Genomic DNA, 20,383 nt, shown 5'->3' with positions numbered 1-20,383 from the left:
TCAGCCACATTTTCCGAATCTGGATGGTTTGGATTTTTCTGTTGCGACCCAATTGGGGTTTTTGAACAGCTCACGTGTACCGGCAGGCGCTCGAAGGTTGGAGGTTTTTCCGCCGTCTACGCTCCTGCCACCATTTCGCACAATTTCACTGGCTTCGACCTTATAGATTTCTTGAGGGGTGGCCCCGTTCATACTGTGTAATTGAACCGAGCTGATTTTGTCAGCCGGTAGTTTCCCGGAAGCGACATGTTGGCTCAGCCTTGAGCCAAAGGTTTGATCGGTAGTGGAGCCTACGTAGAGCTTGCCATTTTTGTCGGTAAATCGATAAACACCGATTGATTTTGCATCAACGCCAAGCGCCTCCAGAAGCGCTGGGTTCAGTCCAAGAGGATCGATCCAAGTCAGTGGGTTCGAGGCATAAGCGTAAAGATTCAATCCACCTGCCAGACCTATAGGGTCAGGTGTAGTAAAGCGGCCGATGTCGGGGTCGTAATACCGCAAGGTGTTGAAATGCAGCCCAGTTTCTCGATCAAGATACTGACCCTGAAATCGCAAGTTCTGCTCTTCAATGAAGTACGCCTCGCGCACCTCTTCAAGGGTGGCGCCCCATACTTTGTAACGCGTTTGCCAAACCGTGAGCCCATCAGTCTCCGTGAGGTACTCGGGCAGTCCATTCAGGTCATTGTGGTAATACCGCACACACTGGTGTTTCCCCGTCCCGTCTACCCGAGCTAGCGGATCATAGCTGTGATTGTCATACAGATAGAGGCTGGTCTGGCTGTGCCGATGTTCCTGCAGAAGACGCAAGCCATCCCAGTCGAAGCGTGTTTCTCCCAAGCAGAACCCATGATCATCGTGTTCAATTTTGCCAACACGCCGTCCCAGGGGGTCATACACCATCCTCACAATCGTGTTCAGCTCGCCTTTCTGGCTACGTACTTCGATCAGGCGATGCTCGGCATCGTAAGCAAAACGCTGCAAACCCCGCGCCGCGCTGCGCTTTTCGATCATCCGCCCAAGGGCGTCGTATTTGTAACGTTTGTCCTGATAAGTGAGCAGCCGGTTATGCCTTACCAGACCACCTTGGCCCGGGCCATCGAGCAAATTGGCTGCAGCATCGTAGGCGTACGTTTCGCTGCGTCCTACGTGGTGGCTTACGAGGATACGTCCCGTACTGTCGTAGCCCAGGTGCTCTTGACGGTCAACACGCCGACGCCCGATCAGGTTATCGCTGGGATCGTAGCTGTAGTCAGTTTCAACCAACGGCGGCAACTGCCACGGTTGGTCAATACTGCGACGCTGGCGCGAGCGAACCCTTCCACTGCGGTCATACGCGGTGTTCGTTCTGAGTTGACCTTGAGTGCGCTGCACTTCGCGATGCAGACGATCACGCTCAAAGTCGCTGATGACCTTCCCATCGAGATTCAACTGATGCAGGTGACCGCTGCCATAGTAGAGGCGGTTCAGCCATCGACCGTCGGGCAATTGGGTCTGAATCAGGTTCCCCAATTCGTCGTAGTGATGCTGCAAGGAGCCCGCTGTGCTTTGCTCCTGCAGCAGTTGCCCCAGCGCGTCGTAGCTGAAACCCAGTCGCTGCTGCTGACCGTCAAGCGCGGTGAACGTGACGCCGACCAGTTGATCGTTCAGATCATGTTCGTAGACGGTGGTGCCGTCGGCGGTGACTTTGCTGACCAGGCGTCCAACCGGATCTCGTTGAAACTGGTGCGACAACGGCGCTACCGGTTCGCCTTCGGTTCCCGGCAGGTAGTCGACGGCGACGACATCATCCAGCGGGTCATAGGTGTAGCAGCGCCGACTCTGGTCGAGGTCTTGCTGCTGAACCATGCGGTCGCACGCATCCCACTCAAAGCGATAGCTTTCGCCGTTCTCATTGGTCAGTTTGCGCAGTCGCCCATACGCGTCGTGATCGAACATGACTGTGCGGTTGTGCGCGTCCCAGCGTTGTTTGACCAGGCCACGCAGGTCATAGGCATAGCGCGTGGTGCTACCGGCCGGGTCGACATGGGCCGTGAGATAACCGCTGGCACTGCGTTGGAACTGCTCCACGCGACCGTCCGGGAGCTGGCATTCCAGCAATAGCCCCTCGGGTCCGTACCGGTAGCGAACCGACTCACCTTCCGCATTGGTCTGCACCACCAGATTGCCGAAAGCGTCGTATTGATAACGGGTGGGATAACCCGAGCAATCCACCGCTTCGACCAGTTGACTCCATTCGTTCCAATGCAGCGTTTTGGTTTTTTCGGTGGCATCGATGATGCGCACCGGCTGGCCGAACCCGTCATAGACATAGCGTGTGCTGTTGCCCAGTGGGTCGATTTCCTCGATACAGTTGCCGCGCTGGTCGTAGCGATAATGCCAACTGTTGCCTGCCGGGTCGGTTTCCACCTGGGGCAATGCCCAATGTGCCAACCACTGTGTGCCGCTGGTTCTGGACAGTGGATCGATCACCGCGCTCAGGTTGCCGGACTCATCGTAATTGAAGCGCCACTGGCCGTTTTGTGGATCAATCGCGCCGAGCAACAGGCGATCTTCGTTCCATTCGAATTGCCAGGTATGGCCCAGGTTGTCGACGTAGCGGGTGATCTGGTACTGAGGGTTCCAATGCCGGGTGCTGACGCGCATCAGGCCGTCGGTCACCCGGGTAATGCCGGCGTCGAGATCGTAGTCGAAGATGTATTCATCGCCAGCATCTGTCCAGTGACGACTGACGCGCCATTCCGCGCCGCCTGGCCCAGGTACTTCAGCCCATTGGTAGAAGCAGCGCAAACCGCTCGGCAATTGGTGCTCGGCCATGCGCCTGCCGCTGTCGTAGGCAAAGCGTCGAAGGGTTGTGAATTGTGCGTCCAAGACCTCGGCAAGATCGCCGTTGCTGTCATAGCGGTAACTGACGAGCACATCGCTGCGCGCGTCGAAATGTTCCTGGCGCAGGTAACGCCGTTCGATGTGGCTCACGCGCCGTGGGTGTTCGGCCGAGTAGTTCAGCTCGACGTGCATCAAGTCATGGGGGTCGCGCAGGCGATGCAGCCGGCCCAGAGTGTCGTAGTCGAGAAAGATCCGCCCTTCATTGCGATCACCCAGCAGCTGCAGACGCATCCGCGCGCTGTTCAGCGGGTCGGGCTCGAACAGTCGATACAGGCCGTCGATGCTCTCGATCAATACCGCGCCGTCGGCACTGCGCCTGACCGCAAGGCCTTGGCCCGGGTCGAACGCTCCGCCGGACAACGGGATGTAGCCGATCTCCAGGCGGCGCCCTTGCTCATCGATGTAGACCAGGTTTTCGTCTGCATCTACCTCGATCGACACTTCATACGCAACGCTCCAGCCCGCACCAAAGAGGCCGTCCTGGCGTGTGTCGAGGCTGCTGTAGAAGCGCTGCCAATCTATCGGGAGCAAGCCCGGCAGCACGAAATCCAGCTCTTCATCCCCGCCCAGAATCTTGGCCCCGGTGGCACTGTGAACCGGATTGGGCGAGCCATTCATGGCGCTCTTGAGCGCCGAAGTGACCTTGCTGGTTGCGTATGAGATGGCGCCACCCACCAGCAAACCACCGACCAGGCACGGCAGCTTGGTCCAGAAGCATTTCAGGTTGCCCCGCAATGCCATCACCACGGCAATTGCCAGGCCTACGCCCGGCGTTTTTCCGCTGCGAATTTCCTGCACCACGATGGTCCCGCCGCCGATGCGCACATCCGGCGAGATCAGGCCCGGGGCTGTACCAATCTTGGCGTCGCACGTACTGCGATCGCCACTGCGCGCCGCAGGCTGGCCGTTGATGAACACCGAGCTGGAACCCTCCGCAATGAATTGCAGGGGCATCGGCGGGTGCTTGTTGCATGCCACGGTATCCAGCGGGCAAGGCTCGGTGCCGGGCGCGGGCGAGGCGACGGTCGGGCGCCACATTTGTGAGAAAAACTCCCCGGCCATGTCCAGGAAGCTGGGCGCCGGTGGCTCGCTGGGCGCGACCGGCACGGCCGTCATCTTGCCGGCGGCGCGGGCGGCCTTTTTGCCATTGATGAAGACGTCGTCCGAGCCGCTGGTGATGAAGGCGTCGATCACCGGCGGGAACACCCAGTTGGCGGCTGACTCGCACCAACTGGATATTTTCAGGTCGGCCCCTGTGAGCCCTGCGGTGATCCCAACGACCGCCCCCACTACCAAGACCAATGCAACGCCGCCTGTGGCGATGGTCGCACCGGTCGCGAGGAAAACCGCCCCTGCAACGGCCAGGCAGCCCACGGTAGTGAGTGCGGCATAGGCTGCCACTTCCAGTACACCGCCGAGAATATCGGCCATCACCGAGGTGTGCAGCAGTGCGTCGCCTTCGCGGGCAGCCCACAGGTCTTCACTCATTGCTCAGACTCGACTCAGGGCGTGGCGACGAAGTTGAGCGTGCTCTTGAGCGTCGCCCAATGTGCCGCCTCGGCAGGCCCCAGGGGCTGCGTCTTGACGTAGCTCAAGGCAATCAGGTTGCGTGTGCCGGGTATCTGCATCGCCAGCTGATATTGGTAAATATTGTCGCTGCCTTTGTTGAAACGGTTCTGAACTTCAAAGGCGTCGATGTCCTGCGCCGGTCCTACTTTGACGGCTTGGGCCGGCGAGTAACGAAGGTCCTTGACCTGCTGTTCGAGCTTTTTCAGCTGGCCTTCGAAATTGTCTTGCAAGGTCTCGCCATCGGCCAACGGGCTGCGGCTCACCACCAGCGTGGTGCCCAGCTTGGCGAACTTGAGAATGTTGATCGAGGTGTCCTGTACCTCTGCATCGGGCAGGGTGAATCGGGCTTCGTTGATCAGGTAATTCATGGTGGATAAATCTCGTTATTGACCAGCGCCGGGCTTGCCGGGGAATTTTGATTCGACGGCGGACTTGATCGTGCTTTGCACGCCCTGGGCGCCCGGCACCGTGCCCTTGTCGCTGCCCAGGTTGATGTCCAGTTTGCCCTTCGTCTGGATTTTGCTGCTGCCGGTGGAAAACAGGTTGAACGAGCCACAGGTCAGGTTGATGTCTCCACCGGCCTTGAGCTCAATCACACTGTCGCCGCACACCAGGCGAAGACTGTCGCCAGCCTCGATGGTGTAGGTCGTGGCGGCACTGTCAGACTTGGCCCCGCCCACCAGCACGGTGTCGTTGTTGCGCACGACCCGCAGGCGATTGGAGCCAATGGTCACCGTCTCGTTGTGGCCGATAGTCTTATTGCGGTCATGCCCCACCGAATGGCTTTCATCCACCTCCACCACGATGTCCTGGTTACGCTCGGCATGGATGTACAGCTGCTCCAGCCCCTTCTTGTCCTCCATGCGGATTTCATTGAAGTTGGCCGGCGTACCGCCTTTGCTGGAGCGGCTTTTCATGCCGCTTTGGGTGGCGTTTTCCGGCAAGTCGTAAGGCACGGTCTGCTCGGCGTTGTACACCCTCCCGGTGATGATCGGCCGGTCCGGATCGCCTTCCAGGAAGCTCACTATCACTTCCTGGCCGATCCGTGGAATCTGCATCGAACCCCAGTTTTTCCCGGCCCAGGACTGCGACACGCGAATCCAGCACGAGCTGTTTTCGTTGGACTGGTCGTGGCGGTCCCAATAGAAATGCACCTTCACCCGGCCATATTGGTCGGTCCAGATTTCCTCGCCCTTGGGGCCCACCACCAGTGCGGTTTGCGGGCCTTTGACGATGGGCCGGTAGGTGTTGGCCAGCGGGCGAAAGCTCTGCTGCGCATCGATGCAGGTGAGGGTGCTTTCGAACTGGGCCGAGGACGCACCCGCGCCGCTTTCGAGGCTTTCCTGAGCGATGTAGTAGCGGGCGCCGACGATCAGGTATTCGCGGTTCTGGTCGCGGCGGCTGAAGCCGGTGAGGCTGAACAGATGGCCGGAACCCAGGCCCCGTGCATTGCCGCTGAATTCGACTTGTTCGTGCAGGGTTTGCAGGGCTTCGATGCGGGTGCGTGCGTAGTGTTCGCCGTCTTCGCTTTTGACGTAGGTGCCGGGGTAGTCGTACAGCGGGTAGTCGCCGGCGGTGTGCGGGCGCGGCATGGCCGAGCGCACGTCGATGCTCGCGCTGGGGCGCTGGAAGTCGTAGTCGTTGAGCTCTAGGGAACCGGGCTGTACTTCCTGCGCCAGGTGCCAGTTGTGCATATGGTCGCGTTCGCGCTGCTGCTCGTCCTTGGGGTAGTACGGCACCGAGGCGTAGCCGGGCACGTTGGCGTGGGCGCCGTAGGCGTCGGCCAGCACCAGCACGTGGCGGTCCTGCTCGTGGCGGAAGAAGTAGTAGATGCCTTCCTGTTCCATCAGGCGGCTGACGAAATCGAAGCTGGTCTCGCGGTACTGCACGCAGTATTCCCACTCGCGGTACGGCCGGCTCAAGGCGTCTTCGAAGTCGGAAAAACCCAGGTCGCGGAACACCTGCTTGATGATCTGCGGGATGCTCAGGTTCTGGAAAATCCGGCAGTCGGACGTGCGGCTCAGCAGCCACAACCACGGGCGCAGGGTCACCTGGTAACTGGCGAACTGGCCCTGGTCGATGTTCTGGCTGCAGCGCGCGACGATACCGTGGAAGTGCCGCTCGCCACCATCCGCCAGTTGCAGGTTCAGGCTCATCGGCTTGCCCAGCAACTGGTTGAGGTCGATGTTGGCGTCCAGCGAGGTCAGCTGCAATTCGAAGTTGAACAGCCGGCCCAACTCTTCGCCGCCGCCCATTTCATTGAGCAGCAGCACATCCGGCCCCAGTGGGCTGGTGATCTTGGCCAGGCGTGACGATTGGTTGAATAACATCGGTTAACCCGTAAATTGCGTAATGACTGTAGGAACCGGCTCCAAATGTGGGAGCAAGCCCGCTCCCACAGTTTTGATCGCATTCCGTCAGTTCAATCGTTGAAGTCGTAGTGCAATTCGTTATCCCGTGTGCTGATGCGCACGCCTGCCAGTGCCTTGCCTTCGAGCATGCGGGTGAGGAATTCGCGGCTCATGTCCGGCAGCAGGCTGTTGGTCAGGAGGGTGTCGATCATCCGCCCGCCGCTCTCCGTCTCGGTGCAGCGGGACACGATCAGGTCGACCACATCGTCGTTGTAGTTGAAGTCGACCTTGTGGGTGTTCTCCACGCGCTTTTTGATGCGGTTGAGTTGCAGGCGGGTGATCGCTTTCAGCATCTCGTCGCTCAGCGGGTAGTACGGAATGGTCACCAGGCGGCCGAGCAGCGCCGGCGGGAAAATTTCCAGCAGCGGCTGGCGCAGGGCCTTGGCGATTTCCTCTGGCTCGGGGATGTTTGCCGGGTCCTTGCAGACCCGGGAAATCAGCTCCGTACCGGCGTTGGTGGTCAGCAGGATCAGGGTGTTCTTGAAGTCGATCACCCGGCCTTCGCCGTCTTCCATCACGCCTTTGTCGAACACCTGGAAGAAGATCTCGTGCACGTCCGGGTGGGCTTTTTCCACTTCGTCCAGCAGCACCACGCTGTAGGGTTTGCGCCGCACGGCTTCGGTCAGCACGCCGCCTTCGCCGTAGCCGATGTAACCCGGAGGCGCGCCCTTGAGGGTGGACACGGTGTGGGCTTCCTGGAACTCGCTCATGTTGATGGTGATCACGTTCTGCTCACCGCCGTACATGGCCTCGGCCAGGGCCAAGGCGGTTTCGGTCTTGCCCACGCCGGAGGTGCCGGCGAGCATGAACACGCCAATCGGCTTGCTCGGGTTGTCGAGGCCGGCGCGGGAGGTCTGGATGCGCTTGGCGATCATCTGCAAGGCATGGTCCTGGCCGATGATGCGTTTCTTCAGGTGCTGGTCGAGGTTGAGCACCGTCTCCAGTTCGTTGCGGGCCATACGGCCCACCGGGATGCCGGTCCAGTCGGCGACCACCGAGGCCACGGCCTGGTAATCCACGGTCGGCAGGATCAGCGGGGTTTCACCTTGCAGGGTGCTGAGACGCTGTTGCAGGTCGACCAGCTTGGCACGCAGTTCATCGCTCTCGTCGTTACCCGCATCGCTGTCCACAACACCGGCTTTTTCACGCAACGTCGCACGGGTGGCGAGCAGCTCGTCCACCAGGGTTTTCTCTTCGGCCCAGCGGGTTTCCAGGGTGGCCAGCCGCTCGCGTTCGGCGCTGAGCAGCGCTTCGCTGTTGGTCTGGCGCGCACCGATAGCGATGCCGATCGCATGCTCGCGGGCGATGATTTGCAGCTCGGTCTCCAGCGCCTCGATACGCCGGCGGCTGTCGTCGACCTCCGCCGGCACCGCGTGCAGGCTGATGGCGACGCGGGCGCAGGCAGTGTCCAGCAGGCTGACGGATTTGTCCGGCAACTGGCGTGCCGGGATGTAGCGGTGGGACAGCTTCACCGAGGCTTCCAGGGCTTCATCGAGGATCTGCACCTGATGGTGTTTTTCCATGGTCGAGGCCACGCCGCGCATCATCAGCAGCGCTTTGTCTTCCGACGGCTCGGCCACTTGCACCACCTGGAAACGGCGGGTCAGGGCCGGGTCCTTTTCGATGTGCTTCTTGTACTCGGCCCAGGTGGTGGCGGCCACGGTACGCAAGGTGCCGCGGGCCAGTGCAGGCTTGAGCAGGTTGGCCGCGTCACCGGTGCCGGCGGCGCCACCGGCACCCACCAGGGTGTGGGCTTCGTCGATAAACAGGATGATCGGTTTCGGCGAAGCCTGGACGTCTTCGATGACCTGGCGCAGGCGCTGCTCGAACTCGCCTTTCATGCTGGCGCCGGCTTGCAGCAGGCCCACATCGAGGCTGCGCAGTTCCACATCTTTCAGTGCCGGCGGTACGTCGCCGGCGACGATGCGCAGGGCGAAACCTTCGACCACGGCGGTCTTGCCGACGCCGGCTTCACCGGTCAGGATCGGGTTGTTCTGGCGCCGACGCATCAGGATATCCACCAGTTGGCGGATCTCTTCGTCACGCCCCACGATCGGGTCGAGCTTGCCGCTGCGGGCCTGTTCGGTCAGGTCGACGGTGAAGCGCTTGAGGGCTTCCTGCTTGCCCATGGCGCTGGGGGCCATGGCGCCGCTGGCTTCGCCGGGCACCGCGCCGGCGTTGAAACCGTCGCTGGCACTCAAGGCATTTTCGGGCGAGTCGCCGACGTATTCATCGAAGCGCTCGCTCAGGGCTTCGGTCTTGATCTTGTCGAACTCCCCCGACAATCCCAGCAGCGCGTGGCGCAGGCTCGGCGTCTTGAGAATCCCCAGCACCAGGTAACCGGTGCGCACCTGGCTTTCGCCAAACATCAGGCTGCCGTAGACCCAGCCACGTTCGACGGCTTCTTCCACGTGGGACGACAGGTCGGTGATCGACGTCGAGCCACGGGGCAGGCGGTCCAGCGCTTCGGTCAGGTCGCGGGCGAGGCGTGCCGGCTCGACGTTGAACTGACGAATGATGCGGTGCAGGTCCGAGTCCTGCAGTTGCAGCAACTGGTGAAACCAGTGGGCCAGTTCCACGTACGGGTTGCCCCGCAGCTTGCAGAACACGGTGGCGGCTTCGATGGCCTTGTAGGCCACGCTGTTGAGTTTGCCGAACAGTGCGGCGCGACTGATTTCACCCATGCTCTGGATTCCTTGAGGTGTTGGCGTGTTCGGCGTAATGCCGGGCCAGGATTAGGTCGTTGGCGTCGTGCCCGGGTTGGCCGAGCCAGGTGTTGAAGCCCAGGCGGAACTGGCCGTTGAGTTGCAGCGCCGGCACTTCGGGTTGTTGCAAAACCAGGTTCAGGTCCCAGTCCAGTTCATGGCCCAGGTATTCGGCGACCCATGCCACCAGCTCGTTGAACGGCTGGCTGCCGGGCAACATGCCCATGTAGTCATCGAGCTTCAGTGGGCCGAGGCGGATACGGAATTTGTGCTGGCGGTCCCACACATGGCTGCCCAGGCAAAAGTCCACGCCCAACTGATTGGCACTCACACTCACGCGGCTGCGCTCGGGCAGTTCCAGCCATTGGCCGACGTACTCTTCGATCTCCACCGGCAGGCCGAAGTACTCACCGAGAATCGCCTTGAGGCCATCGGGGTAGCGGGTTTGCGCCGACAGATGGCCGCTGTAATGCAGCTTCGCCGTGTCGGGGATCAGGCCCTGGTTGAGCAGGCTCGGTGTACCGCGACCGCTCAAGGCGGCGAGGCGCGCCGACCAGTAATCATCGTTCGGGCGGTCATGGCTGACGGTGGGCCGCGCCTCGGCCCAGGCCCGATAAAACAGGGTCAGCAGACGGTGATGGAACACATCCAGGAAGCGCTTGCTGGTGCTGTCGGCGTTGTTGCGCTGGCGCTCGCGTACGTACTCGGTGATGTGCAGCGGCAGCGGGCCGTTGGGGCCACCGAGGCCAAAAAAGAACTGCTCCAGCCGTGCCGGTTTGCCTTCAGCGCCGGGTTCGACTGACGCCAGTGTGGCCGGGGCAAAGGTGCAATCGGCCTGCTGCCCGAGGCGCAACGGATCATCCGCCAGGCGCAGGGAATGCCCCAGGCGCGGCAGGTCTGGCGATTCGCACTCGATACGGCGCAGCGCCTGGAAGAAGTCATATTCCCAGGGCTCCTGATGCATCGCATCCAGGGTACTCACAGGGTCGGACGGCGTCCGGGCTTGGCTTTCCATCGCATGATCTCGCCGCGTTCGGTGGTACGGATCACCGTCTCGGTAAAACTGTTGATCGACACGTAGCGTGCCAGGAACCGTTCAAACACTGCACCGAGCAGGAACACGCCGGTGCCGCGGAACGCGTTTTCATCAAATTCCAGGGTGATTTCCAGGCCCCGGCCAAACACGATCGGGCCGGGCATCGGCAGGCGGCGGGTCACCGCTTTGCTGCGGACCTCGCGCAGGCCTTCGATCTGCAATTGCAGGGCGGCGTCGTTGCTGTCGCCATACAGGCGCAGCAGCTCGCGCAGTGCGGCGGCGCCCTGGCCTTGCTCGCTCAACGACAGGTAGTTCAACGACAACTGGCTGATCAGGCGCCAGGCCTTGGCGTCATGGGCATGGCTGGCGCGCGGGCGGCTCGGCCCGGCGACGCAGCGCACCGCCAATACCGGCGCGCTGTCGGCCAATGTGAAGTCGGTTTTGCCATTGCCCACGCTCATGAACAGCGGCAAATCGCGGTTGGTGCACAGCGCAGTCACGCCGAGTTGGCGCAGGTCATGGCGGTATGGCGCTTGCTGGCTGTCCACCAGGCTGACGAAGGTTTCGCTGCCCACGTAGGTGGAGCGCGGCCCGTTACGGCGTTGGTCGCTCGACAACACGCGGGGTTCGCGGCGCACCGTGTAGTAAGCCTGGTCACGACCGTAGCGCGACGGATCGCGCACGGCGTAGAACGGCAAAAATGGCTGCTCAGGGCCGGTGCCGTGGCCCGTGATACCGCTCAGGGAGTGAATCTCGAAATCCATCGGCCGGGTGCGGTCGGCGATCACGTGGTGTTCGTTGACCCGCTCGGACAAGTGAATACGGTCCACGCGCTTGGGAAACAGGTTGATCGCAGGCGTGCAGAACGGCACGAATTGCGCCTTGCCGACGCTGCCTTCCAGGCTCGGATCGTGACGGTCGAACAGCACAATCAGTTCCAGCTCCTGGCCGTCGCAGCGTTTTACCGCGCGGCTCAGTTCCGCGAACTCGACGAACAGAAAACGGTGGGGCAGGGCGAAGTATTCCTGAAGCAGGCGATAGCCCTGAAAGGCGCGCGGCACCACCGGCATCGCGGCATCGGCGTCGTCAAAACCCCGGGAGCGCAGCGCATCCGGCGGCAGGCGTTCCACCCAATCACCGCCGGGCTTGCGCGCGAACACCGCACAGGCATTGCCCAGCAGTTGTTCGTAGAGGCGGAACGGTTGTTCGTCGGCACCGCTAAGGTACAGCGGCAAGTTATCCAGGGCGAGGCTGTTGAACGGTAACTCGGCGCCGGTGCGCAGTGTCAGGCGCAGGCCGGCCTTGGCCTTGGGTTCACTGGCGGCCAGGCGCCCCAGCACTGCGGACGGGTTGCCGAAGTACTCGGCCTGGGCGACCTGCAACGGCCACAACGTTACCGGGTGAGCGGTGCGGTATTCGCAGCAGGTCTGGGTTTCGCGGCCCAATGCGGCGCGCAGTACCGTGTCGCGGGGCAGCGGAAAACCGCTGGCCAGGGAGCCTTCATCGGGATCGGCCTGCAACTGCACCACGGTCATCGACGGGGTCGGTGCCAGGTAGTGCGGGTAGGCGATTTCCAGCAGGTTGTGGGTGAAGGTCGGGTACTCGGCGTCGAGCTTGAGCTGTACACGCGCCGTGAGATAAGCAAAACCTTCGAGCAAGCGTTCGACGTACGGGTCGGCGCAGTCCATGCCGGACAGGGTCAGCCGACTGGCGATCTTCGGGTATTCCTTGGCGAACTCCGCGGCGCTTTCGCGCACGTGGTGCAGTTCCTGGTTGTACAGCTCCAGCAGGCGCGGGTTCATGGGCGCCTCCGCTGGTCGGCGTTCACCACACGCACATGGCCGGACTCCAGGTCCAGGTCGGTTTGCAGCAGCAGGCGCAACGGCACCGGCTGCGCCCACAGGTCGCCCTCGATCTCGAAACTCAGGGCGTTATGGTTCATTTCGCCATGGCCGACGCGTGCCTTGACCCGCAGGGTATGGCGCAGGATACGTGGCTCGAAGGTGGCGATCGCCTGGTGGATCAAGGCTTCCAGGGCGCTGACATCCACGCTGGAGACACTGTTGCCCGCCAGCGCTGGCAGCCCGTAATTGACCACCGACGTACCGGCCGGCGTGTGCAGCGTGGCATCGGCGTTGAGCAATGAAGTGGTGTTGAGCAGCCACGTCAGGTCACGCAGCACCGAGGCTTTTAATTGGCTCAGGGACAGCACGCGTTTGTCGGCGCTTTCCTTGGGATTGGTCGGGTCATCGTCGGTCAACCGGTCCAGCAGGGACGGTTGCAGGCGATCGCGGGAAGCAATTTCAGTTACCACCAAAGCAGCTCCACGGACGGGTTGCGAGAGGAACAGGGGGCTTGCAGCCGCCGCCTGGGGCGGCGGCTACAGGGGCAATCAGCGTTTGGTGTTGGAGCGAATGTTCCAGCCGAACTTGATCGCGCCGCCGTCTTTGGTGCCGTCGGCTTTCTGTGGCTGGTAGTCCACCATCACCTGGGCAAAGTTCAGGGTGACGTTTTCGGTCAGGCGATCATCGCTGCCCGAACCGCCGGTGCTCAGGGAAGTCACCAGCACTTCTTCCAGGTTGATGATCATGTACTCGACCTGGCTTTCACCGCCGGCCTTGCGCACGGTCAGGGTGACCTTGTCGATGTGCTTGCCGCTGGCGCAGTGCATCATCAGGTTCGGCGAGGCCTTGTCGACGTACTTGGTCAGCGACAGGTCCTGGATGTTCACCTTGCCCGCGCCGCCGCCACCGCCCACATGCATGTTGCCGGACTGGGCCATGCCCCAGCTCCAGTTCAACACGTCGATTTCGTCCTTGTGGGCCTTGTCCATGGACTCGCCCTTGATGTCGCCGATCTTGATGAAAATATCAACAGCCATGTTTTCTCCCTGTGTGGTCTCAGCCACGATATTTGGTTAACCCAAGGGCGGTGCTTTTCTGTGGGAGCCGGGCTTGCCCGCGATGGCATCACTGCGGTCTGACTGACAGACCGCGTCGCCTGCATCGCGGGCAAGCCCGGCTCCCACAAAAAGCCCGATCCCGGCGGATCTTTATTACGCGCCTTTCGCCGAAGGCAGTTTCGATACCAGGCGCAGCGACACGGTCAGCCCTTCAAGCTGGTAGTGCGGGCGCAGGTAGAACCTGGAGTTGTAATACCCCGGGTTGCCTTCAACGTCTTCCACGATCACCTCGGCGGCGGCCAATGGATGCTGGGCCTTGGTGGTTTCGGTGGAGTGCGCCGGGTCGCCGTCGACGTAGTTGAGGATCCAGTCCTGCAACCAACGCTGCATCTCGTCCTTCTCTTTGAAGGAGCCGATCTTGTCGCGCACGATGCACTTCAAGTAGTGGGCGAAACGGCAGGTGGCGAACAGGTACGGCAGGCGTGCGGCCAGGTTGGCGTTGGCGGTGGCGTCCGGGTCATCGTATTCGGCCGGTTTTTGCAACGACTGGGCGCCGATGAAGGCAGCGAAGTCGGTGTTTTTCTTGTGCAGCAGCGGCATGAAGCCGTTCTTCGCCAGTTCCGCTTCACGGCGGTCGCTGATGGCGATTTCGGTCGGGCACTTCATGTCCACGCCGCCGTCATCGGTCGGGAAGGTGTGGGCTGGCAGGTTCTCGACTTCACCGCCCGACTCCACGCCACGGATGCGCGAGCACCAGCCGAAGTGTTTGAACGAACGGTTGATGTTCACCGCCATCGCGTAAGCAGCGTTGGCCCAGGTGTACTTGGAGCTGTCGGCGCCGTCGGTGTTTTCTTCGAAGGCGAAGGCTTCCACCGGGTCGGTCTTGGCGCCGTACGGCAGGCGCGCCAGGAAGCGCGGCATGGTCAGGCCGATGTAGCGCGAGTCTTCCGATTCACGCAGGGAGCGCCAGCCGGCGTATTCCGGGGTGGTGAAGATCTTGGTCAGGTCGCGCGGGTTCGACAGTTCCTGCCACGAGCCCATGCCCATGACGGTGGGCGAGGCAGCGGCAATGAACGGCGCATGCATCGCGGCGCAGACTTTCGACAGTTCGCCCAGCAGCTCCACGTCGGGAGGTGACTGGTCGAAGTAGTAATCGCCCACCAGGCAACCGTAAGGTTCGCCGCCGAACTGGCCGTATTCTTCTTCGTACATCTTCTTGAAGATCGGGCTCTGGTCCCACGCGGTGCCCTTAAATTTCTTCAGGGTCTTGTGCAGGTCCGGCTTGGAGATATTGAGCACGCGAATCTTCAGTTGCTCATCGCTCTCGGTGTTGTTCACCAGGTAATGCAGGCCACGCCAGGCGCTTTCCAGTTGCTGGAAATCCTGGTGATGGATGATCTGATTGACCTGGGCGGTGAGCTTGGCGTCGATGGCGGCGATGATCGACTCAATCGACTTGATGGCGTCGTTGGACACCAGGTCCGTCTGGGCCAGCGCCTGCTCGGCCAGGGTGCGCACGGCCGTTTCCACGGCTTCGCGGGCACGCTCGGTCTTGGGTTTGAATTCTTGCAGCAACAGCGAGGCGAACTCGCTGGTTTCTTCGGTAGCGCCGAGGTTCTGGGCGCCTTCGCGGGCGGTATTCTCGGTCATGATTACTGGTCCCCTGCCGGCTTCGGCGCGCTCGCAAGGGCCTGCAGCAATGCCGGGTCCTTGATTGCTTTCATGATGATTTCTTCAGCGCCGGTCTTGCCGTCCATGTAGGTCAGCAGGTTGGCCAGTTGCGTGCGGGCTTCGAGCAGCTTGTTCAGCGAGTCGACCTTGCGCGCCACGGCGGCGGGGCTGAAGTCGTCCATGCTTTCGAAGGTGATGTCCAGGCTCAGGTTGCCTTCGCCGGTCAGCTCGTTGGGCACGTGGAACGCGACGCGTGGCTGCATGGCCTTGAGGCGGGAGTCGAAGTTGTCGACGTCCACTTCAAGGAACTTGCGGTCGGCCACAGGCGCCAGAGGCTCGGCGGGCTTGCCGGCGAGGTCGGCCATCACGCCCATGACGAAGGGCAGCTGGACCTTTTTCTCGGCGCCGTAGAGCTCGACGTCGTACTCGATCTGCACCCGAGGCGCACGGTTGCGCGCGATGAATTTCTGAGAACTTTGCTTCGCCACGTTGCTGCTCCTGGTCGCTTGAGCGACGGTGTTGTAACTGCGCGATCCGTACGCTTACTCGCTGTCCGGCCCACGCAGATTTTCAAATTGGGACATGCCGTCCGGAATCAGGTTGCGCACGATGGCCGCAAAGTCGGCGTGCACCAGATTCTTCGCCCGGTTCAACAACACCGGCAGCGGGCTCGAAGGCTCATGCCGGGTGTAGTACGCAAGGATTTTGTCAAGGCTGCGCAGCACTTCATCGCGGCTGGCGATGTCGCCGCTGGGGCGTGCTGCAACGGGCGCGGCGGCGTATTCAACCGAGGGGGCATTGTCGTCACTGACAACCTCGGGCTCGCTGGCGGCGCCACTGTGCGGGGCGTATTGATTGAGTATCTGCACGGCCTGCTTGAGCAGTTGCTTCAAGGGGCCGAGGTCCACGCCCTGGGCGGAACCGACCTGGTCGCTGACGTGTTGTTCGATGGCTTCGCAGGCCGTACGGGCGGCGTTCAGCGCATCGCGGGTGGCTTGCAGTTGCTCGGCGTCGCTGTCGAGGAAAGCCCCGTTGAGCTGTTCGGCACCGAGGTTTTCGCCGGGGAAAGGTTGCAGCCCGCTGGCATTCAGCGCGGCGCGCAGGCTGACGGGGCCGAAGGTGCGCGAGCGGGTGAGAATGGCTTCGCGCAGCAGGCGGATGTTCGCGTCGCTGGTCACGCCGCTGAGGGCGTTGATGCGCACGGTGGGGTCGTTGTCGTCATCGGCATCCAGGCGCGGATGCAGGTCGGCCCAGTATTCGCGCAGCAGCGCGTTGATCAGTGTGAGCGCGTCGGCAAGCCCCGCAATACCCTGGAGGGCGAGGGCGCTTTGCAACAGGAAATGGGTGATGCGCAGGTCTTTGCTGCGTTGCAGGAGGTCGAGGCTTTGCTGCTGGATGCTGCGCCATTCCGGAGGTTCGGCAGGCAGGATCGAGTCGCCCATGCTGCGCTCGGGTTGACCCTGTGCGGCACGCTCAAGATGCAAATAATCGGCGTCATATTCCAAGTCTTCGCCACAAGGCGAAGTCGCGGAAACGGCGGCGAGCAGCAGAGGCACATCCACTAAATTCGATCTCCCTATCAGCCCGTTAGATGGCGGGCAATTCATGCATTAGTTGCGCGAGGAACTTTGCATGTTTTCTTGGTCATATTAAGCGCTTTGACATCGTGCTGATTTCAAAGTGCCATCATTGGTGTTCAAGAAGTTGTGCATTTTTGGTGTAGTACTTATGCCTTGTCAAGGTAAGCTATTCGCCCTCTATGACAGATGTGCGGTGCTTAACATCTTGTGCGACTGATCAGTCGAAGCAGGTGCCGGGGCAGGATTTTTGTCATAGAGGCCGGTTAAGATCAGCAATTACGCGGGTTGAAGCAGGCTTTCAAGGTATTGGAAGGATCTGTCGTGGATCTCTCGGGAGCCGTTCTCCCTGGAGATGGCCGCGCGCGAAGTATCAGCAAGGAGGCAAGATGTCGCTGTGCTTGACTATCACTAGTTATCACAAGATTACCCCTGGCCAGTGCCCTGAAAAGTCCATGGAACAGGGAGTGATGGCTATTGGCCGTGGTTCCGAAAATGACTGGATACTGCCTGATCCCGAGCGCCTGGTTTCCACGCAACATTGCGTTATTCAGTACAAAGAAGGTCGTTATTATTTAACTGATAACAGCACTAATGGTGTTGAGTTAGTGCATGCCGGTATTCGTTTGCGCCGGGGAAACAGCGAGCCATTACACGACGGCGAACTGATCCGCATCGGTGATTACGAAATCCAGGCGCGCATCGATTTCAACCTGAAAGTGACAGACAACCCGGCGTTTGCCGGCGACTCATCCAACAGCTTCGAAGCCCTGATGGGCGCCGCCGTGAAGGCCCCGACGCCGCAACCGGTCATCGCGCCGCAGTTCCAGGGCGCCTCGTCGATGGACACACTGCCGGACCTGTTCGACTTCCTCGCGCCCACCAGCGTCCCGCCGGCCACCGTGCACGATCACGTGCCGGCCGAGCAACACGACTTCCGCCCACCGACGCCGCTGCCCGTGGCTGAGCCGCCGGCGCCCGTGGTCTCGGGCTCGGTGATTCCCGAAGACTGGGACCTGTTTGGCGATGCCCCGGCACCCAAGCCCGTTGCACCGCCGCCTCCACCGATCATCGAGCCCCCCAAGGTCGAGCAACCGCTCCCGGTGGCCGACGGCAACCCACCCGATTTACTGCAAGCCTTCCTGCGCGGCGCGGGCCTCGACCAATTGCGCCTGGACAAGGCCCAGGCTGAAGCCCAGATGGAAAGTATCGGCCGCAGCTACCGACTGATGGTCGAAGGCCTGATTGACGTGTTGCGCGCGCGCGCCAGCCTCAAGGGCGAGTTCCGCATGCAGCAGACGGTGATTCAACCGGTGGAAAACAACCCGTTGAAATTCGCCCCGAATGCCGATGAAGCGTTACTGCTGCTGCTACGCCACAGCAACCAGGCGTTTATGGCGCCGGACTTGGCCGTGCGCGACAGTTTCGACGATCTGCGTGCTCACCAACTGGCCGTCATGGCCGGGGTCGAAGCCGCCATCAAACACCTGCTGACACGCTTCGAACCGGCGCAGCTCGAAGAGCGCATGGGCAAGCCCGGTGGGCTGTCGAGCCTCTTTAACGGTTCGCGCCAGGCCCAGTACTGGCAGCAGTTCACCGAGCTTTACAGCAATATTTCCCGCGAAGCCCAGGAAGATTTCCAGGACCTGTTCGGGCGTGAATTCAGCCGTGCCTACGAAGAGCACAGCACCCGACAGCGACGCTAAAAACACCGCCGCATCGCAACAATGGAACAACGGATAGTTAAGTACGTCATTGAGGACGCAGGATGATTCCCAGGTTTTTACTCGCAGTCGCCACCGCGCTTCTGCTGACGGCGTGTGCCAAGGATGCAGCCAAACCCGAGGCCCCCGAGGCTGAGGCAGACACCGCCGCCGTCGAGCTGCATTTTCACGCCATCTCCGGGCTCAACCCCGGTTCCAATGGCCAGGCAGCCCCGGTACGGGTGCGGATTTTCGAACTGAAAAATGCCGCCACCTTCAGCCGTTCCGACTACTTCGCCCTGGCCGATCGCGCCCAGTCGACCCTCGGCCTCGACCTGCTCGACCAGGACGAGGTGGTGATCCAGCCCGGCCAGCAACTGAGCGTCCAGCGCGACCTCGACCCGTCCACCCGCCAGATCGGCCTGCTGGTGGGCTATCGCGAACTGGACCGCGCCGAGTGGCGCACCGTACTCAATGTGCCCGCGCGCCAGTACACCGAATACCAGATCAGCCTCGATGTGCATGCGGTGCGTGCCGACGTCGTGGTTCCCCCATCCAGCCCTGCCCAATAAGAATCGGAGCCCCCATGTCCTGGAACAATCGCGTGGTCTGGTCGGAAGGCATGTTCATCGGAACGCAGCACTTCCAGCAGCATGACCGTTACCTGGAAAACCTGATCGATGCGCGCAGCCGCCCGCTGTCGGCCGGGGCCTGGGGCTTCTCCGAATTGCTGATCGACCAGGGCCTGCTGGCCCAGGGCAAGCTGGCGATCGTCTCGGCGCGCGGTCTGTTGCCTGATGGCACGCCGTTCAATATCCCCCAGGATGACGTGGCGCCGAGCCCGCTGAACATCGACGACAACCTGCGCGATGGCCTTGTGTACCTGGCGTTGCCCCTCAAGCGTGCCGGCGCCCGTGACACCGTCGACGAAGGCGAAGCCCTGGAAGCGGCGCGCTATGTCAGCCAGGTACGGGAAGTGCGCGACGACAATGCCCCCTTCGAAAACCGTGCCCCGGTGGCGGTCGGCGCCCGCGCCTTGCGCCTGTTGACCGCCCAGGATGGCATCAGCGATTACGCCGCCATCGGCCTGGTGCGAATCAAGGAAAAACGCGCCGACCGTGCCCTGGTGCTGGATGACAGCTACATCCCGCCGGTACTCGACGTGGCGGCCAGCAAACCACTGACCGCGTTTCGCAGCGAACTGCTGGGCCTGCTGCACCAGCGTGGTGAAGCGTTGGCCGGACGCGTGGTGGCCTCGGGCGCCGGTGGCGCTTCGGAGATTGCCGATTTCATGCTGCTGCAGCTGGTCAACCGCGCCCAGCCGCTGATCCAGCACCTGAGCCAGTTGAGCCCGCTGCACCCGGAGCGCTTTTTCAGCGAACTGGTGAGTCTGGCCGGCGAGTTCTCGACCTTCTCCACCACGGGCCGCCGCCCCCACGAATACCCGCACTACCAGCACGACGACCTGAGCCTGAGCTTCACCCCGGTGATGCAGGCCCTGCGCGAGGCGCTGTCGATGCTGATCGACAGCAAGGCCACGCCGATCCCGATTGTCGAGAAAGCCTACGGCGTGCACGTGGCGATGCTGGCCGACAAAACCCTGATCGACAGCGCCAGTTTCATCCTGGTGGTGCGCGCCGACGTGCCGGGCGAAACCTTGCGCGCGCGCTTCGGCCAGCAAAGCAAAGTCGGCTCGGTGGAGCACATCCGCGACCTGGTCAACCTGCAACTACCGGGCATCGGCCTGCTGCCGCTGCCGGTGGCACCACGGCAGATTCCGTACCACGCAGGTTCCACCTACTACGAGCTGGACCGGGGCAGCGAGCACTGGCAGCAACTGAGTAATTCCGGTGGTTTTGCGTTCCACATCGCCGGCCAGTTCCCGGGGTTGAACCTGGCTTTCTGGGCCATCCGAGGGTAATCCGC

At 61.9% G+C, this 20,383-nt stretch carries 14 protein-coding genes; 3 read left to right on the top strand and 11 right to left on the bottom strand.

Going from position 1 to position 20,383, the window contains the following annotated elements:
- The 11 genes from P3C29_RS05250 to tssA form a co-directional block, all read right to left on the bottom strand.
- A complete protein-coding gene (locus tag P3C29_RS05250) occupies positions 1–4,371 on the bottom strand; it encodes an RHS repeat-associated core domain-containing protein (RefSeq protein WP_275964034.1) in 4,371 nt (1,456 codons plus the stop codon).
- Between the two features lie 14 nt (positions 4,372–4,385).
- Positions 4,386–4,820 (bottom strand): DcrB-related protein, encoded by a 435-nt coding sequence (locus tag P3C29_RS05245; protein WP_010168282.1) that lies wholly within the window; start codon positions 4,818–4,820, stop codon positions 4,386–4,388.
- A 15-nt stretch (positions 4,821–4,835) separates the two neighbouring features.
- A complete protein-coding gene (locus P3C29_RS05240) occupies positions 4,836–6,782 on the bottom strand; it encodes a type VI secretion system Vgr family protein (protein WP_275964033.1) in 1,947 nt (648 codons plus the stop codon).
- A gap of 92 nt (positions 6,783–6,874) precedes the next feature.
- Positions 6,875–9,547 (bottom strand): type VI secretion system ATPase TssH, encoded by a 2,673-nt coding sequence (gene tssH, locus P3C29_RS05235; RefSeq protein ID WP_275964032.1) that lies wholly within the window; start codon positions 9,545–9,547, stop codon positions 6,875–6,877.
- Positions 9,540–10,583, bottom strand: coding sequence for a type VI secretion system baseplate subunit TssG (gene tssG / locus P3C29_RS05230; RefSeq protein WP_275964031.1), 1,044 nt, complete (start codon positions 10,581–10,583; stop codon positions 9,540–9,542). Before tssG ends, tssH begins: the two co-directional genes overlap by 8 nt.
- On the bottom strand, positions 10,547–12,406 hold the full coding sequence (tssF, locus tag P3C29_RS05225; protein WP_010168274.1) for a type VI secretion system baseplate subunit TssF: 1,860 nt from the start codon (positions 12,404–12,406) through the stop codon (positions 10,547–10,549). Before tssF ends, tssG begins: the two co-directional genes overlap by 37 nt.
- Entirely contained in the window at positions 12,403–12,918 is a 516-nt protein-coding gene (tssE, locus tag P3C29_RS05220; RefSeq protein ID WP_088422223.1) for a type VI secretion system baseplate subunit TssE, read from the bottom strand. The genes tssF and tssE overlap by 4 nt, the downstream gene beginning before the upstream one ends.
- 78 nt (positions 12,919–12,996) lie before the next feature.
- Positions 12,997–13,485 carry a type VI secretion system tube protein Hcp gene (locus P3C29_RS05215; RefSeq protein WP_003213345.1) on the bottom strand — a complete coding sequence of 163 codons (489 nt, stop codon included), beginning with the start codon at positions 13,483–13,485 and terminating at the stop codon, positions 12,997–12,999.
- 174 nt (positions 13,486–13,659) lie between these two features.
- On the bottom strand, positions 13,660–15,156 hold the full coding sequence (tssC, locus tag P3C29_RS05210; RefSeq protein ID WP_017476732.1) for a type VI secretion system contractile sheath large subunit: 1,497 nt from the start codon (positions 15,154–15,156) through the stop codon (positions 13,660–13,662).
- Positions 15,157–15,158: 2 nt separating this feature from the next.
- A complete protein-coding gene (gene tssB, locus P3C29_RS05205) occupies positions 15,159–15,665 on the bottom strand; it encodes a type VI secretion system contractile sheath small subunit (protein ID WP_010168268.1) in 507 nt (168 codons plus the stop codon).
- 54 nt (positions 15,666–15,719) lie between these two features.
- Positions 15,720–16,739: a type VI secretion system protein TssA gene (gene tssA, locus P3C29_RS05200; protein ID WP_177128830.1), complete on the bottom strand. Its 1,020-nt coding sequence runs from the start codon at positions 16,737–16,739 to the stop codon at positions 15,720–15,722.
- A 404-nt stretch (positions 16,740–17,143) separates the two neighbouring features.
- Between tssA and tagH the strand changes: the two genes are divergently transcribed.
- From tagH to tssK, 3 genes are all read left to right on the top strand, one after another.
- Positions 17,144–18,460, top strand: coding sequence for a type VI secretion system-associated FHA domain protein TagH (gene tagH / locus P3C29_RS05195; protein ID WP_275964030.1), 1,317 nt, complete (start codon positions 17,144–17,146; stop codon positions 18,458–18,460).
- Positions 18,461–18,522: 62 nt separating this feature from the next.
- Positions 18,523–19,029, top strand: coding sequence for a type VI secretion system lipoprotein TssJ (tssJ, locus tag P3C29_RS05190; RefSeq protein ID WP_010168262.1), 507 nt, complete (start codon positions 18,523–18,525; stop codon positions 19,027–19,029).
- 14 nt (positions 19,030–19,043) lie between these two features.
- Positions 19,044–20,378, top strand: a complete 1,335-nt coding sequence (tssK, locus tag P3C29_RS05185) for a type VI secretion system baseplate subunit TssK (RefSeq protein WP_201125708.1) — start codon at positions 19,044–19,046, stop codon at positions 20,376–20,378.
- The last annotated feature ends 5 nt before the right edge of the window (positions 20,379–20,383 follow it).

The organism is Pseudomonas sp. 1912-s (assembly GCF_029269205.1).
GTDB lineage: Bacteria > Pseudomonadota > Gammaproteobacteria > Pseudomonadales > Pseudomonadaceae > Aquipseudomonas.
This window is presented reverse-complemented; position numbering and strand designations above follow the sequence as displayed.

Coding starts and splice junctions, on each gene's coding strand:
- P3C29_RS05250 (WP_275964034.1), bottom strand. CDS start 4,371: ATGAGTGAAGACCTGTGGGCTGCCCGCGAAGGCGACGCACTGCTGCAC.
- P3C29_RS05245 (WP_010168282.1), bottom strand. CDS start 4,820: ATGAATTACCTGATCAACGAAGCCCGATTCACCCTGCCCGATGCAGAG.
- P3C29_RS05240 (WP_275964033.1), bottom strand. CDS start 6,782: ATGTTATTCAACCAATCGTCACGCCTGGCCAAGATCACCAGCCCACTG.
- tssH (WP_275964032.1), bottom strand. CDS start 9,547: ATGGGTGAAATCAGTCGCGCCGCACTGTTCGGCAAACTCAACAGCGTG.
- tssG (WP_275964031.1), bottom strand. CDS start 10,583: ATGGAAAGCCAAGCCCGGACGCCGTCCGACCCTGTGAGTACCCTGGAT.
- tssF (WP_010168274.1), bottom strand. CDS start 12,406: ATGAACCCGCGCCTGCTGGAGCTGTACAACCAGGAACTGCACCACGTG.
- P3C29_RS05215 (WP_003213345.1), bottom strand. CDS start 13,485: ATGGCTGTTGATATTTTCATCAAGATCGGCGACATCAAGGGCGAGTCC.
- tssC (WP_017476732.1), bottom strand. CDS start 15,156: ATGACCGAGAATACCGCCCGCGAAGGCGCCCAGAACCTCGGCGCTACC.
- tagH (WP_275964030.1), top strand. CDS start 17,144: ATGTCGCTGTGCTTGACTATCACTAGTTATCACAAGATTACCCCTGGC.
- tssJ (WP_010168262.1), top strand. CDS start 18,523: ATGATTCCCAGGTTTTTACTCGCAGTCGCCACCGCGCTTCTGCTGACG.
- tssK (WP_201125708.1), top strand. CDS start 19,044: ATGTCCTGGAACAATCGCGTGGTCTGGTCGGAAGGCATGTTCATCGGA.